Raw genomic sequence first — 14,812 nt, 5'->3', positions numbered from 1 at the left:
GCCCCTCACACCTTGAGCTGGGAGACGGGATCCGCCGCCAGCGCTGCAAATACATCCTTGACCCGACACTCCTCGCACATCAGCAGCCGCTGGGCGGCCTCGTTCTGGAAGTGGGAGTGACCGGCCAGTTTTTGCTGGATGCGGCGGATCATCGAGGCGGGCGCGAACGGCTTGCCGCAGCGAATGCAGCAGGCAGCCTCTTCAGCTTTCAGGCTCTGGACGGCGCGGCGCGCCTCGGGCACCGGCTGCAGGCGGGGCGTGAGCACGATGGCCTGCTCGGGGCACGCCTTTTCGCACATGCCGCACTGGATGCAATCCTGCTCAATAAAGTTGAGGCCCGGCGCATGGCCCACCGCATGCAGGGCGCGGCTCGGGCAGACCGCCACGCAGCCCATGCAGAGGGTGCAGTCAGCGTCTTTCAGCTCCACGCTGCCGTATGGGGCACCATGAGGCACCGCCAGCGGCTCGCGGCTCCCTTCGTTGGCCTGCCAGAGGGCGTCGAAGGCGGCAAACAGGTTCTTCCGTTTGTCCCCTTTGAGCGGCTTCTCCAGCAGGGCTACGGCTGGCTGGCCGGAAACAGGCTCACCAGCATCTATGTCAAACAGAGCAATGCGATCGGCAGCGAGACCGGCGCCCGCCAACAGCACAGCGGCGCTCGCCAGCTCCCGCTCAACCAGCGCACGGACGCTTGCGGGGGCATCATCGCACAGCGCAATGCGCACCGCGCTGGCGCCATAGGCGAGGGCGGCAAACCAGCTCTCGATGCCTAAGCTTGCGCTCTCCTCCACCCAGACTGGCAGCCAGTTGGCGGGCAGGCGGGTGAGTTCGGCTTCCACCCATTCGCGCTCGTTTTCACCGGCGATCAGCAGTCGAGGCGCTTCGCCGCCCGCCTCCCGGTAGTGCTTGAACAATCGGAACAGGTAGTCGCCGCTGGTGTTGGCATCGGGCTGATGATAGGCAATCGCCCCGGTCGGACAGGCAGAGGCGCAGCTGCCAAAGCCCTGACAGAGATGGGGATCGATCTGGATGCGACCATTGATGGGCTTGAGGGCATCGGTCGGGCAGACATCGAGACAGCGGCTGCAACCGGGCACGCCGCGGGCGGTAAAGGCGCAGGCCTCGGGGTCGAGGCGAAAATAGCGCGGTTTATCGAAAATACCGGTCAGTGCACAGAGCTCGGCGAGCCGTTCAGCCAAGTCTGTGTCATCAGCCAGATGCAGATAACCGACCGGCGGGCGCTCCAGCGCAAAGAGCGGGGCGCGGCCCAGATCGGCCACCAGATCGAAGCGAGGCTCGCGTGGCTGTTCACTAACAACAGCCGCTTGTTGTGGGAAGCAAAGCGCCGCCAGATTTACCCGCTCACCCTGCCCATTGAGGCCGGTGAGCTGAAATTGGCCAAGATACCCTGTCAGGCTCGAATCGCGCAGGGTCAGGGCTGCGAGGGATGCGGTGGCATCGAAAATGGTTTCGAGATCGGCCGCCTCGGCATCAAAAACGGATTCGGTCACCAGCAGGGTAGGCTTCACCCCGGCGGGCAGCAGGCTGGCGGCGCGGCGAATGCGATCTTCCGGGCCGACCAGCAGCAGGCGCCCCTGACTCTGGTAAGAGACAGTGGCCGGGATCAGGTTGTCGGTCTTGACCGTATGCTGCAGGGCATAGGCGCGAGCGCGCGCGTTATGCTCGGCAGCCCCCGCCTCGCGGGCTAGATTTGGGGCCAGATTTGGGGTCAGATTTGGCAATGTTTGTTCAGTGCTCACATACGCTCCTGTGCGCACCACCTCATGGGATGGGCGCTTGTTGGTAAGCCGAGAGAGCAAGAGGCGAGCCAACTCCCCCGGAAAAAAAGTGACTGACAGGGAGTCAGGATCCTGAGGGTTCCATTCCCTCACCTTTGGTTGGGACATTTTGTCCACCAGAGGAAACCAAAATGTCCCGATCGTCGGTGTGGGTTTGAGAATAGTTATCAGCCAGCTCGTCGGCGGCAGGTTCGCTGGCAACCGCCAGCGCTTCAGCGGATCCGTTGGCCGGGTTGGCCGATTCGCTCTCCGGCGCGGTTACCTGATCCACCAACCAGTTGCGCAGCCCGGCGGTCAGGGCTGCGGGCAGCAATTCGGGCTGGCTGAAATCCTGGGTGTAGTCGTCGAGCCCATCCGGCTTGTGGCTGCGAAACATGGCCCGCAGCGCCTCCTTGTCGGGGAGTTTGGCCTTGCTCGGCTGGGCTGTTGTCAGCGGCGGTTCGCCACTCCCGGCCCCCTCAACGGCAAGAAGTTCACAGCTCCCCTTGTCAGTGCTGACTACGGGGCTATCCAGCGCAGTATCTGGAGTTTCAGCTTCGCCACTGCCTTCGATGGGGGCGGCAACCGCCTCGGGGCTAACCTCTTCCCTCGGCTGCAATACCTGATGCTTGCGCGCCTCACTCTTGCGCGACGACCAGCGCTTGAGGAACTCACTCATGGGCGCGATTTCCGCTGTCACTGCCACGCTCGCGGCCATCGGGGCCGGTGGCCTTGACGGCGCCACAGCTGGCTTGATCTAACGTATCTCTTGATGTCGCTACAGCCGTATCGAGGCCCAGCTGATCCTGTGCCCGTCCCTTGCCCTTTTTGCCCTTGCGACGGGCCTCCAGCAGCTCGCCGTGACGGCCGATAAAGGCCTCCACCCAGGCTTGCAGCGCCTCGGGCAGCGGGCAGGAGAGCACCTGCCGCTCGCCATCCATATAGGCGGCGGCCACGGTCTGGCTCAGGGTCAGACCATCGGCCACAAAGCCATTGTCCACGCGGCTTCCGGTCACAAAGAGGCGGGGCGAGCCGGAGCTCAGATTGAAGCGATAATCCCCCCGCTCATCGCGAAACAGGGTAAGGGGCAAGGCACCGGCAGCCTCGGGTTCGGCGGGATGGAGCGCCGCAATCTCGAAACGGCGGCTCTGCCAGCGGCCAACCTGGCTGTCGATGGCCTTTAACTCCAGTTGCAGCCAGCGCTGCGGGGGCAAGGTATTGGTTGTCTCTTGCACTGTCACGGCTCCCATCAGAAGGTCTCTGCCGGGCCACCCTCCCCCTTTAACCACCCCGTTCGGGGCAGATCAGAGCAGGAGATTTATGGCGGCCACAGCCATCAATGGGATAAGACTTAGCAAGAGTGGGGCCAAGGCAGGTTTGGTGGTTGATTGGGGCTTTGATGCGGGTTGGGACGTCGTGCGGGATATGGGTTGGCGCGGGCGTAGGTTGGCGCTAAGCGCAGCGAAGCCCAACATGTAAAGAAAAACCAGTACTCCCACATCCCAATCCAGCTTAATGTTGGCAATAACCGAATAACCAGATAATTGCCTACATCAACAAGATCTCGCAGTAAACGTTGGGATGTTCTTCGCTCAACACCAACCTACGATTTAGCCAAACATATGAGATAGATAGGTTGGTTTCTACCACAATATCAATTAGGAGAATTAAGTGATAGCATTGAGTTTGTAACCAAGATGTCTATATGACCAACTTAATGTGGCAATAAAATGAGAAATACAAAGATTATAGTTATGGTTGTCATCATTTTAATTTTAATCTCTCTACCTGCCGTCATATATTACATAAGATGGGGAATAGGCTTATGGGATAGACATGAAGACTGGGCAATCATGGCCAATTATTTTAATGGCTTTTATGGTCCAATTTTAACTGCGCTATCAATTGGGACTATTGCATATCAGATAAAGGCAACATCAACTAGCAATGAAGTAAATAGATTGTCGGATGATTTTGCAAGGTTATGCACCAATTTAAAAGACCAAATAATTGAAATTAACCGCTATGACATAGAAGATGTTTATAATGAAGTTAGACTATCAAAAACTAACGAATCAGAACCAAACCTTGGCCCCCTAAGCTACCCTTTTTTTATTAAGAGAACTCAACTCATGCACTCTGTAATAGGAATAGACCTAACATTGCGCAGACTCAAGAATATTGACGAAAAGAAATTCAAATCATTGAGAGCTAATTTATTCTCAGATATTAACAGAGACATTTTCAGACAACTTATACATATAGCAATTGGGTTTAAAACAATACCAAACGACGATATATTAAAATAGATGCGTAGGTTCGAATAGCGGAGCGTATTCGGACAATCGCGTAGCCGAGTGTTCGTAAATTGGTATGGACAGAAATTCCAACGAATCGACGATAAATTCATTAATCGGTTACTTAAATTCCTAAAACATCTGGTCCACACCCATCCAGCAGGTATATGCCACCTCCATACATGTAGCGTAATGATAGAAGGGGATAATAAGGACACTTGGCCATCCCCTTTTCCTTTTCGTAACCGAAAAACCAAGCATAGCGTCACGATCCGGCAATATATGCACCTGTTCAAGATCGTAAATCTCGCGATAGTCCGAATACGCTCCGCTATTCGAACCTACTCAACCGCATAGAGAGAATCTCGCCCAAAGTAATCTGGAACAAAACTTGCTGTGTCCCTCCCCTTAGATCCCGGCAACCGGTCGCGAGGGGCCCATGACACCGACCTTTATCAAAAGCAATGCAGCAGCCCAGCTCACCATGGCCGTCGAGGTGATGGATGAGCAGGGCACAATGAACACCCGCCAAATCGCCTGTGAGCGGCCACTGACGGTCTACCTCAACTGGAAGGAGATAGTAACCCTGATGACGCTGGGTGCCCGCCCCGAGGCGCTGGTGCTGGGTTATCTGAAAAATCAGGGCTTTATCGAGGATATCTCGGGCATCGAGTCGGTGATCGTCGACTGGGAGAGCGAGGCCGCCGCCGTGGTGAGCAGCCAGCAGGCCGAAGATCTCGACAAATCGCTGGAGAAGAAGACGGTCACCTCCGGCTGCGGTCAGGGCACCATGTATGGCAGCGTGATGAAGAAGCTCGAAGGGGTGGTCTTGGCGGCGCCTGAGCTTAAACAGAGCACCCTCTACGCCCTGCTCAAGGCGCTGTCGGCCCATAACGAAACCTACAAGATGGCCGGTGCCGTCCATGGCTGCGCCATCTGTCGCGGCAGCGAAATCCTCTCCTTTGTCGAAGATGTGGGGCGCCACAATGCGGTGGATACTTTGGCGGGCGAGCTCTGGATGCGCGGCGAGAGTGGCCACGACAAGATCTTCTACACCACAGGGCGGCTCACCTCGGAGATGGTGATCAAGGTGGCGCAGATGGGCATTCCGGTGCTGCTGTCGCGCTCCGGCGTCACCCAGATGGGGCTGGATCTCGCCCGCCAGCTCGGCATCACCATGATTGCCCGCGCCAAGGGGCGCCACTTCGAGGTATTCAGCGGTCACGACCATATGGTGCTGGACGAGAAGCCGCCGGTGCTGGCGCCCAGTCCGGCCGGTCGCGGGATGCGGGACTAAGCCATGAATGAGTTTATGAACGTGAAGCAGGTGGCGGAATACCTCGATCTCAACGAGAAGAAGGTCTACCAGCTCGCCAACGAGGCGCGTATCCCCGCCACCAAGGCGACCGGCAAGTGGCTGTTTCCCCGCTCCCTGCTCGACCGCTGGCTGCTCGGCAGTTGCCACGAGGGGGTGATGAACGACCGGCTGCTGCTGGCAGGCTCGGACGATGTGCTGCTCCACTACGCCAGCAGCCGCTTGGCACAGCAGCTCGGCACCCAGGCACTGGTGGGCTACACCCCGTGCGGCACCCGTCAGGGGCTGGCGATGCTGGCGCGCGGCCATGTGGATCTCTGCGCCATCCACTGGGGGCAGGCCGAGGAGGCGCACCTGCGCCACCCGGCGCTGGTGCAGCAGTATCAGGGCCACCGGCAATGGGTGATCGTTCATGGATTCAGGCGGGTGCAGGGGCTGGTGCTGCGGCAAGGGCTGCAACCCAAGGAGGCGAAAGAGGCGCTCGACTGGCGCTGGGCCATGCGCCAAGAAGGGGCTGGCAGCCAGCGCGCCCTGCAGGAGTGGCTGCAAACCCAGGGGGAGTCGCTGACCCGGCTGGAGCGCACCCTCGAGGTCAACAGCGAGCGGGAGCTGGCCGCCGCCATCAGCCGTGGCGATGCGGATGTCGGGCCCGGCGCCCAGAGCACAGCCACCGAGTTTGGCCTCGGCTTTATGCCCTTGTCGCAGGAGTGCTTCGATCTGGTGATGCCGCAGGGGGTCTTCTTTCGCACCCTGCTGCAACAGCTGATCGGCTGGCTGCAATCCCCCGAGGGGCGCGAGCTGGCGGCCCGCCTCGGCGGCTATGACCTGACCCAGAGCGGCAAGCTGGTGTGGAGCCCGCAGTAAATAACCACTCACCCACCGACAAAACAGCCCGTCAACCATGTTGACGGGCTGTTTTTATCACGGGCCTTTTTATAACAGCATCAATCGCTTGTCTCACGCCCCTCGGCATTGAGGGCGATGCGCCACCCTTCCAGTTTCGCGGGCTCGCTGCCGCTGGGCAGCAGGGCGTGGCTGCGCAGCCGCACGGTAAAGCAGCTCCCCTGCCCCGGGGTGGAGTCCACCAAGAGCTCCCCACCCCAGCGACTGATGATGCGGTGGCTCAGGGCCAGCCCCAACCCGGTGCCGGTAGCGCGGGTGGTGAAGAAGGGGTCGAAGATCTTGTCGATAATCGCCGCCTCGATGCCGCTGCCGTTGTCGATCACCCGCACTTCTGCCCCGCGCAGCTGACCCAGTTCATCGACCCAGTCGCGACTCTCGACCCGGATCTCCCCCTGCTCTCCCAGCGCGTGGCTGGCGTTGACCAGCAGGTTGATCAGCACCTGCAACAGCTGCTGGCGATCCGCCTCGATGGGCTGCTGGGCCCTGAGATCGGCCACCAGCTCCACCTGCTGCTGGCGCAGGGCGGAGCGCACCAGCGTCAGGCTCTCCTCGATGATGGGATTGAGGTGCTGCCACACCGGCGCGGTCTCGTAATCGCCAGGGCGAGAGTATTGCAGCAAGCTGCGGGTGATGGCACGAATGCGCTCAATCTGGGCCAGCACCAGCGCCAGCTCCTCGCTGACCGGCTCGGCCGCCTCCCCCAGCTCCAGCTTCATCAGCTCCACATTGCCGAGGATCACCGCCAGCGGGTTGTTGATCTCGTGGGCCACCCCGGCGGAGAGCTCGCCAAGGGCCGCCAGCTTCTCGCTGATCAGCAACTGCTGGCGCGCCTCGGTCAGCATATGAATATGATCTTCCAGCTCGGCAGTCTTCTGCTCGAGGCTTTGGGTACGCTCGGCCACCTTCTGCTCCAGCTCATCGGCGCTGCGGGCCATCTGCTGCTGGTGCGCCTCCTGCCTGTCCAGCATGGCGTCGAACTGGCGACCGAGCTGGGCCAGCTCATGGTCGGGATCGAGGGCCAGCGGGCCGATTCGAGCGGACTCCCCGGCCTGCACCTGCCGCACCACCTTGTGCATCCGCTCGATGGGGGAGAAGAGATCCCGCGCGCCGCGATAGACCAGCAGGCCGGAGAGCAGCAACAGCAGCACCACGCCCGAGCCCAGCTCCACCAGATTGGTGAGGTAGGTGCGGATAATGGGCCACTCGAGAAAGCCCACATAGAGCATGCCGATCCGCTCGCCCCTGGCTCCCAACAGCGGCTCGTAGCCCGAGACATACCAGGCGTCGTGGACGAAGGCGCGGTCAACCCACATCTCCCCCCGCCCCAGCACCTGCTCGCGCACTGGCGGCGAGACCCGGGTGCCCACCGCCCGACCCACCTGACGGCTACTGCTGACCGGTACGTTGGTGCTCACCCGCAGATCGTCGAGAAACAGGGTGACAGTTCCGACGCTGCCATCCGGCAGGGTGTTTTTGGCAAACACCTGACCCTTGAGCTCATCCACCAGCCGGGTGCTGCCGTTGACAAGCTCGCCCCCCTCCAGCACGGCCCAAAGGGAGCCGTCGCGGCCCATCACCGGCGTCAGCGAGAGGCTGATCAGCCCCCTGCCCTCCACCACCCTTGTGCCATCCCGCTGCCACAACACAGCCCGCTTGGCCAGTTGCGGGGAGAGGGCGAGCATCTCCTGCTGCGACCAGACCACGAAGTGACTGACGCTGCGTCCGGCACTCAGGGTCGTCAGCTCCTGCGCCGTCAGAGCCTGAAGCTCGGCGCCGCTACGCAAGCGCAGAAAATCGAGACCATAATTGGCCGCCAGCGGCATCACCCAGTCATGCAGCTGATCCGGCGATTCCCGCAGCCGCAGCTGAAAGGCCCAGGCATCGCGCAGATGCTCGAGATGCTCGGTCTGGCGCTGCTGCTGCACCGTGATGGCGTGGTGGGCCACCCCGAGATCGCTGCGCACCGTGGTGAGCAGGTTCTGCCAGCTGTAGGTGAGAGTCCAGTAGAGGGTGAGCGCGATCATGCCCACCAGGGTGAGCATGATGGGCACCGAAGTAAGCAGCAGCAGGCGCCAGCGCACCTTGGTGCGAACGCAACGGGGCAACAGGGCGCGCATGCAGCGGGAGAGCAGGGTCAGTTTCATCGCCACCCCATCCAGTCAGCCTTCCTCATTCGATGGCCCACTCCTTGAACTTGCGATCCAGCGTCTTGCGCGCCACCCCGAGCACCCGGGAGGCGGCAGACTTGTTGCCATCATGGCTGGCCACCACTTGCAGGATGTGGGCTTTTTCTACCTCCGCCAGCGGCCATGCCAACGGATAACCCTCCTCGCTCGCCCCCGGTTCGGCCGGCTTGCTGCTCTGCCAGTAATCCGCCGGGGGCTTGCCCAGCAGCAGGCAGCGCTCGATAAGGTTGCGCAGCTCCCGCACGTTGCCGGGCCAGGGGTAGGCCTGCATCGCTACCACATCCTCGTGGGTCCAGCTCAAGGAGCCCATCCCCATCTCGGCGGTGAGCTGGCGGGTGAAGTGGTGTACCAGCGCGGGGATATCGTCGATCCGCTCCCGCAGCGGGGCGACCGGCAGCGCCACCACGTTGAGGCGATAGAAGAGATCTTCACGAAAGCGGCCCGCCTCCACCTCGGCCTTGAGGTTGCGGTTGGTGGCGGCGACGATGCGCACATCCACCGCCAATTCGCGCTCGGCACCGACCGGGCGGATGGCCTTCTGCTCCAGCGCTCGCAGCAGGGAGGCCTGCATGGCGAGCGGCATCTCACCGATCTCGTCGAGAAACAGGGTGCCCTGATGGGCGACCCGAAACAGGCCGTCGCGCCCCTTGCGGGCGCCGGTAAAGGCCCCCTGCACGTGGCCGAACAGCTCGCTTTCCAGCAGCTCCGGCGCGATAGAGGCGCAGTTGAGGGGCACAAAGGCCCCCATCCGGCCGGAGAGTTGATGCAGGGCACGGGCCACCAGCTCCTTGCCGGTGCCGGACTCCCCCTCCACCAGCACGGCGGCATTGGAGGGCGCCACTCTGGCGATGAGCGTCTTGAGCTCGCGGGTCTTGGCACTGTCGCCAATCAGGGTGGGCGGGAACAGCTTGCTCACCTCCCGGCGCAGCAGCAGGTTCTCCCGCTCCATCTGGCGGCGCTCGATGACTCTGTCCACCGCCTGCACCATCTGATCGAGGTTGAAGGGCTTGAGGATAAAGTCGCTGGCGCCGAGGCGCAGCGCCTTGAGGGCGGTCTCCATATCGCCAAAACCGGTCATGAAGATGATGTCGCTGCGGCGGGTGGCGGGGTCTATGGCCTCATGCCACTCGATGCCGGAGCGCCCCGGCAGCCGGATGTCGGCGATGATAAGGTCGAAGTGAAGGCGGCAGCGCAGGGCTTCCGCCTCCTCCACGCTGGCGGCAGTCTCAATCTGGGCAAAACGCTTGGCCAGCGCCTTGGCCAGAAAGCTGCGCATGCCGGGCTCATCGTCAACGATAAGCAGGGAGAGGGCAGACCAGAGACCGGGAGAGGCTGTCATGGAAAAAAGTACCTCGAATACAGGTAAGGTCGAAGAATGTCCCGATAACCGGAACCTTTGTGGGACATTTTGTCCTTACCGTATCAAAAGCACCAACACCAATTATTAAAAGCGATAACAAGCTCACCTAATTGATTTTAATAAGCTTCTGTTTTTAAACGGCAAACCGTGAATGCAGCGACAAAGGAACAGTTTGGCACCTTGCTTGCTTACTCTTGCCCTCCTCTCATCGTTCATGAAAAGTTGAATCAAGATGACGATTAAAACCAACCTCAAACGTTTTGCCCTCTCCCTCGCGGCCAGCCTGCTGATCGCCGGGGCCGCCCACGCCGAAGCGGATACTAATGCCACAAAAGCGCCGATCCGCCTCGCTACCACCACCAGCACCGAGCAGTCCGGTCTGCTGGGCTGGCTGCTGCCCCAGTTCACCAAGGAGACCGGTTATCCGGTGCAGGTGATGGCGGCCGGTACCGGCCAGAGCCTGAAGATGGGCGAGAATGGCGACGCGGATCTGGTGATGACCCACGCCCCCTCTGCCGAGAAGAAGTTTGTCGAGGCGGGCTTTGGCATCGAGCCGGTGCACCTGATGTACAACGACTTCGTTATCGTCGGCCCGGCCAAAGATCCGGCGGATCTCGGTAAGCTGCACGATGCGGCCAAGGGGCTGCAGGCCATCAAGGAGCAAGGCCAGACCTTTATCTCCCGCGGTGACGAGTCCGGCACCCACATCAAGGAGAAGACCCTGTGGCAGGCCGCTGACGTCAAACCCGAGTTTGCCGGTTACAAATCCATCGGCCAGGGGATGGGCCCGACCCTGACCATGGCCTCGGAGCTCGGTGCCTACACCCTGACCGACCGCGGCACCTGGCTCGCCTACCAGAGCAAGCTGGATCTCGCCGTACTGCTGGAGGGTGACAAGCGCCTGTTCAACCCCTATCAGGTGATCCTGGTCAACCCCAAGCGCTACCCGGATCTCAACACCGAAGGGGCCCGCACCCTGAAGAACTGGCTGGTCTCAGAGCATGGCCAGAAGTTGATCGGCGACTTCAAGGTAGCCGGTCAGGCGTTGTTTGTGGCGGATGCCAACGGGAAATAATGGCAACCCTGACCCCTGCGATGACCTTGCTGGCCCTCACCCGGTTCGCTGAGGGAGGCGCCTGATGCCGACATTGATCGACACGACATTAGCGGCCCTCACCCTGCTGTTCAGTGGTGACACCGAACTGTGGCAGGTGGTGGGGGTCTCCTTCTCCGTCTCCGGCATCGCCCTGCTGCTGGTGTTGCTGCCCGCCTTGCTGCTGGGCTTTGCCCTGGCCTATCTGCCGCTGCCCGGCCGCTGGCTCTGGCTCTCCTGCATCAATACCCTGCAATCGGTGCCGACCGTGGTGATTGGCCTCTTGCTCTATATGCTGCTGTCGCGGGCCGGCCCCTTTGGCGACTGGAAGCTGCTCTTTACCCAGCAGGCGATGGTGGTGGGGCAGATGCTGATCGCCTTCCCGGTGATCGCCACCATGGCTCACGCGGCGTTTGTCCAGAGTGACCGGCGCGCCTGGGAGACCGCCCTGACCCTGGGGGTCTCCTGGCCCAAGGCGCTGATCGGCCTGATGCACGAGTGCCGCTTTGGCCTGCTGGCCGCCATCATCGGCGCCTTCAGCCGCATCGTCACCGAGGTGGGCTGCTCCATGATGGTGGGGGGCAATATCCTGCACTTTACCCGCAATATCCCCACCGCCATCGCGCTGGAGACCCAGAAAGGGGCCTTCACCCAAGGGGTGGCGCTCGGCATCGTGCTGCTCACCCTCGCCCTCTTGCTCAACCTGCTGCTGACGGCCTGTCGCGGCCACAGCTATCTGAAGAACTGACCATGCCCCCACTGTGTACCAACAGGAGTACCCCATGGCCCTGACCGCCCACCAGCTAACGATGCGCTTTGGCGAGCGCCAGCTGTTCGAGATTGACCGGCTCGCCATCGCACCGGGGGATGCCATCTGGCTGCATGGAGCCAACGGGGTGGGCAAGACCACCTTGCTCAAGATCCTGGCGGGGCTGCTGGCCCCCACCCGCGGCCACACCAATCTGCCGGGGCGCTGGCAGCAGCGGCTCAACCGGTTGCTCAAGCGGGATCTGGGGCCGGGCCGGGTTACCTATCTGCACCAGACCCCCTATCTGTTCGATCGCACGGTGCACGACAACGTGGCCTGGGCGCTCGATAAACAGCTCGGCAGCGAGATCCGGGTGTTCGAGGCGCTGCGCCGGGTCGAGCTGGAGGGACTGGCGCGGGAGCACATCAGCATTTTGTCCGGTGGCGAACGGCAACGGCTGGCGATGGCGCGCGCCTGGGCGCTGCAACCGGCCTTTCTGCTGATGGACGAGCCCACCGCCAATCTCGACACACATTCGGTTGCCCTGATGGCCGCATTGGCGCAAGATCTGCGGGAACATGGCAGCGGCCTGGTCGTCATCAGCCACCAGAGCAACGCCCTGACCGACCTGTGCGAGCGGCAATGGACCCTCGCCCGTGGCCAGCTGCAAGAGACGACCCCTTTAAAAATCATCGAGCGACATGACTTCAAAAAGCGACAGCCACTCTGATCCCGTTGCCGTATCAGCTGTGATCCTGGCAGGAGGCCGCGCCACCCGGATGGGGGGTGAAGACAAGGGATGGGTAGCACTGGCGGGACGCCCTCTTATCGACCATGTTTTGGCGCGCCTGCGCCCCCAGGTGGATGAGGTACTGATCAACGCCAACCGCAGTCAGACCCGCTATCAGGCGCTGGCCCCGGTCATCAGCGATGACAACAACGACTATCTCGGCCCGCTGGCGGGCATGCAGGCAGGTCTTGCCGCCGCCCGTCACGACTGGGTGCTGTTTGTCCCCTGCGATGGCCCCGCCCTACCGCTGGATCTGATGAGCCGCTTTCGCGCCGCCCTGACCCCGGATACCGAGCTGGTAGTTGCCCACGACGGCGACTGGCTGCAACCCGTGGTGGCCCTGCTGCACAAATCCCTGCTCCCCTCCCTCACCGCCGCACTGGCAGAGGGTGAGCGCAAAATCGATATCTGGTTTGCCCGCCACAACATGGTGGTGGTGAGCTTTGCCGATCAGCCGGATGCCTTTATCAATCTCAATAGCCCGGACGAGCTGGCCGCCTACGAGGCCCGTCTGCTTGCCTCGGCTATCGACCCCCAACAAGGAGTCACCTCATGACCCCGGCCCCCACTCTTCCCCTGCTCGGCTTCGCCGCCTGGAGCGGCACCGGCAAGACCACCTTGCTGGAGCAGTTGATCCCCCTGCTGGTGGATCGCGGCCTGCGCATTGGGGTGCTCAAGCACGCCCACCACGACTTTGATATCGACCAGCCGGGCAAGGACAGCTATCGCCTGCGCAAGGCGGGTGCCCAGCAGATAATGGTGGCTTCCCGCCGCCGTCATGCTCGCATCATTGAAACCGAGCTGGCCGAAGCCGATTTTCGCCAGCTGCTGGCCAGCTTCGATCAGACAGAGCTCGACCTGCTCTTGGTCGAGGGGTTCAAGCACGAGCACTTCCCGAAAATCGAGCTGCACCGCGCCGAGATTGGCAAGCCGCTGCTCTTCCCCGAAGACAGCGACATCATGGCGCTAGCCAGCGATCAGCCCGCAGAGACCACCCTGCCGCAACTCGATATCAACGATCTGGCGGCTATCGCCGACTTCGTCTGCCGCTGGCTTGACGGCTGCCAGAGCAAGGAGCCAGAGGCGGGCAAGGGCTTTCTCTCGGTCGAGGCGGCCCGCAACGCCATTCTGGCGGCCCTCACCCCGAGCACGGCCTGCAGCGACAAACCGCTGGCCCAGTGCCACGGCGCCGTGCTGGCCGCCGATCTGATAAGCCCCATCAATGTGCCGCCCCACGCCAACTCGGCGATGGACGGCATTGGCCTTCGCAGCGACGATCTCGCCGCCGGTCGCTGGCAACTGGTGGGTGAAGTGCTGGCGGGCCAGCAGCGCCACGAGCCTGTGCTGGCCGGTCAGGCTGTGCAGATCATGACCGGTGCCCCGCTGCCCCCCGGGGTCGATACCGTGGTGATGCGTGAAGAGACGCTGATTGAAGGTGAGTGGGTCACGGTCACTGCACCGATTCGCGCAGGGCAGAATGTGCGCCTCGCCGGGGAAGATCTCGCCAAAGGTGCGGTCGCCATCCCGGCCGGTACCTGGCTGGGTGCCCCCCAACTGGGGCTGGCGGCATCACTCGGTCAAGCCAGTCTCACAGTGCGCACCCCGCTGAAAGTGGCGCTGTTCAGTACCGGCGACGAGGTGCAGGCGCCGGGCGAGCAGCTCGCCCCCGGCCATATCTTCGACAGCAACCGCTTCACCCTGATGGCCCTTATCCGCGCCGCCGGTTGCGAGGTGATGGACCTTGGCATCATTCCCGATGACAAGACCATTCTGCGCCAGCAGCTGGAGCAGGCCGCCGCCAGCGCCGATCTGGTGCTGAGCTCCGGCGGGGTCTCGGTAGGCAACGCCGACTTTATCAAGCTGGTGCTGGCAGAGCTCGGCCAGATCGATTTCTGGCGCATCCAGATGCGGCCGGGCCGCCCGCTCGCCTTTGGCAAGCTGGGGCAGACCCCCTTCTTCGGCCTGCCGGGCAATCCGGTAGCGGCGATGATCTGCGTGCTGCAGTTTGTCGAGCCTGCCATCGCCCGCTTGCAAGGCAAGCGGTGGCAGCCGCTGCGCCTCTCGGCACTGGCGGACGAGCAGATGAAGAGCCGCCCGGGGCGCACCGAATTTCTGCGCGGCATCTTCCATCAGGACCGTAACGGCCAGTTGCGGGTGCGCACCACAGGGCCACAGGGCTCGGGTATTCTCAGCTCCATGGCCGAGGCCAACTGCCTGATTGAAATCGTACCGGATCAACCCGGGATCGCCGTTGGCGAACGTGTCTGGATCCACCCCCTGCAGGGACGACTGGCCTAAATCCCGACGGGGCGTTGGCCGGATGCACGGCGCCCCGTCCCCTACCT

The 14,812-nt window shown here is 62.1% G+C and carries 13 protein-coding genes; 8 read left to right on the top strand and 5 right to left on the bottom strand.

What is annotated here, in order from left to right:
- Nucleotides 1–5: 5 nt before the first annotated feature.
- The 3 genes from ACW5XC_RS01110 to ACW5XC_RS01100 form a co-directional block, all read right to left on the bottom strand.
- On the bottom strand, nucleotides 6–1,757 hold the full coding sequence (locus ACW5XC_RS01110) for a 4Fe-4S dicluster domain-containing protein (RefSeq protein WP_143182502.1): 1,752 nt from the start codon (nucleotides 1,755–1,757) through the stop codon (nucleotides 6–8).
- Between the two features lie 103 nt (nucleotides 1,758–1,860).
- Nucleotides 1,861–2,454: a DUF3306 domain-containing protein gene (locus ACW5XC_RS01105; RefSeq protein ID WP_042054483.1), complete on the bottom strand. Its 594-nt coding sequence runs from the start codon at nucleotides 2,452–2,454 to the stop codon at nucleotides 1,861–1,863.
- Nucleotides 2,447–3,025 (bottom strand): DUF3305 domain-containing protein, encoded by a 579-nt coding sequence (locus ACW5XC_RS01100; RefSeq protein WP_042054484.1) that lies wholly within the window; start codon nucleotides 3,023–3,025, stop codon nucleotides 2,447–2,449. Before ACW5XC_RS01100 ends, ACW5XC_RS01105 begins: the two co-directional genes overlap by 8 nt.
- A gap of 504 nt (nucleotides 3,026–3,529) precedes the next feature.
- Between ACW5XC_RS01100 and ACW5XC_RS01095 the strand changes: the two genes are divergently transcribed.
- The 3 genes from ACW5XC_RS01095 (at nucleotide 3,530) to ACW5XC_RS01085 (ending at nucleotide 6,251) form a co-directional block, all read left to right on the top strand.
- Nucleotides 3,530–4,084 (top strand): hypothetical protein, encoded by a 555-nt coding sequence (locus tag ACW5XC_RS01095; protein ID WP_074042598.1) that lies wholly within the window; start codon nucleotides 3,530–3,532, stop codon nucleotides 4,082–4,084.
- Nucleotides 4,085–4,511: 427 nt separating this feature from the next.
- Complete coding sequence (locus ACW5XC_RS01090; protein WP_042054485.1) at nucleotides 4,512–5,369, top strand: formate dehydrogenase accessory sulfurtransferase FdhD; 858 nt, start codon at nucleotides 4,512–4,514, stop codon at nucleotides 5,367–5,369.
- A 15-nt stretch (nucleotides 5,370–5,384) separates the two neighbouring features.
- Nucleotides 5,385–6,251, top strand: a complete 867-nt coding sequence (locus tag ACW5XC_RS01085; RefSeq protein ID WP_013723539.1) for a helix-turn-helix transcriptional regulator — start codon at nucleotides 5,385–5,387, stop codon at nucleotides 6,249–6,251.
- Between the two features lie 80 nt (nucleotides 6,252–6,331).
- On the opposite strand, the gene ACW5XC_RS01080 is transcribed toward ACW5XC_RS01085, so the two are convergent.
- Together ACW5XC_RS01080 and ACW5XC_RS01075 are read right to left on the bottom strand one after the other, a co-directional pair.
- Nucleotides 6,332–8,434 carry a sensor histidine kinase gene (locus ACW5XC_RS01080; RefSeq protein ID WP_080771399.1) on the bottom strand — a complete coding sequence of 701 codons (2,103 nt, stop codon included), beginning with the start codon at nucleotides 8,432–8,434 and terminating at the stop codon, nucleotides 6,332–6,334.
- Nucleotides 8,435–8,459: 25 nt separating this feature from the next.
- Nucleotides 8,460–9,815, bottom strand: coding sequence for a sigma-54-dependent transcriptional regulator (locus ACW5XC_RS01075; RefSeq protein WP_042054486.1), 1,356 nt, complete (start codon nucleotides 9,813–9,815; stop codon nucleotides 8,460–8,462).
- Between the two features lie 253 nt (nucleotides 9,816–10,068).
- On the opposite strand from ACW5XC_RS01075, the gene ACW5XC_RS01070 reads away from it, so the two are divergent.
- The 5 genes from ACW5XC_RS01070 to ACW5XC_RS01050 all read left to right on the top strand — a co-directional run bounded on the left by ACW5XC_RS01070 (nucleotide 10,069) and on the right by ACW5XC_RS01050 (nucleotide 14,765).
- Complete coding sequence (locus ACW5XC_RS01070) at nucleotides 10,069–10,911, top strand: substrate-binding domain-containing protein (RefSeq protein WP_042054487.1); 843 nt, start codon at nucleotides 10,069–10,071, stop codon at nucleotides 10,909–10,911.
- A gap of 64 nt (nucleotides 10,912–10,975) precedes the next feature.
- On the top strand, nucleotides 10,976–11,677 hold the full coding sequence (locus tag ACW5XC_RS01065) for an ABC transporter permease (RefSeq protein WP_042054488.1): 702 nt from the start codon (nucleotides 10,976–10,978) through the stop codon (nucleotides 11,675–11,677).
- A gap of 34 nt (nucleotides 11,678–11,711) precedes the next feature.
- Nucleotides 11,712–12,407 (top strand): energy-coupling factor ABC transporter ATP-binding protein, encoded by a 696-nt coding sequence (locus ACW5XC_RS01060; protein ID WP_005362120.1) that lies wholly within the window; start codon nucleotides 11,712–11,714, stop codon nucleotides 12,405–12,407.
- Nucleotides 12,379–13,023 (top strand): molybdenum cofactor guanylyltransferase MobA, encoded by a 645-nt coding sequence (mobA, locus tag ACW5XC_RS01055; RefSeq protein WP_042054489.1) that lies wholly within the window; start codon nucleotides 12,379–12,381, stop codon nucleotides 13,021–13,023. The genes ACW5XC_RS01060 and mobA overlap by 29 nt, the downstream gene beginning before the upstream one ends.
- On the top strand, nucleotides 13,020–14,765 hold the full coding sequence (locus ACW5XC_RS01050) for a bifunctional molybdopterin-guanine dinucleotide biosynthesis adaptor protein MobB/molybdopterin molybdotransferase MoeA (RefSeq protein ID WP_042054491.1): 1,746 nt from the start codon (nucleotides 13,020–13,022) through the stop codon (nucleotides 14,763–14,765). The genes mobA and ACW5XC_RS01050 overlap by 4 nt, the downstream gene beginning before the upstream one ends.
- Nucleotides 14,766–14,812: the final 47 nt, after the last annotated feature.

This window comes from Aeromonas sp. 25-AL00135 (genome assembly GCF_054052385.1).
The sequence above is the reverse complement of the archived record's forward strand: the minus strand, read 5'-3'. Positions and strand labels throughout refer to the sequence as shown.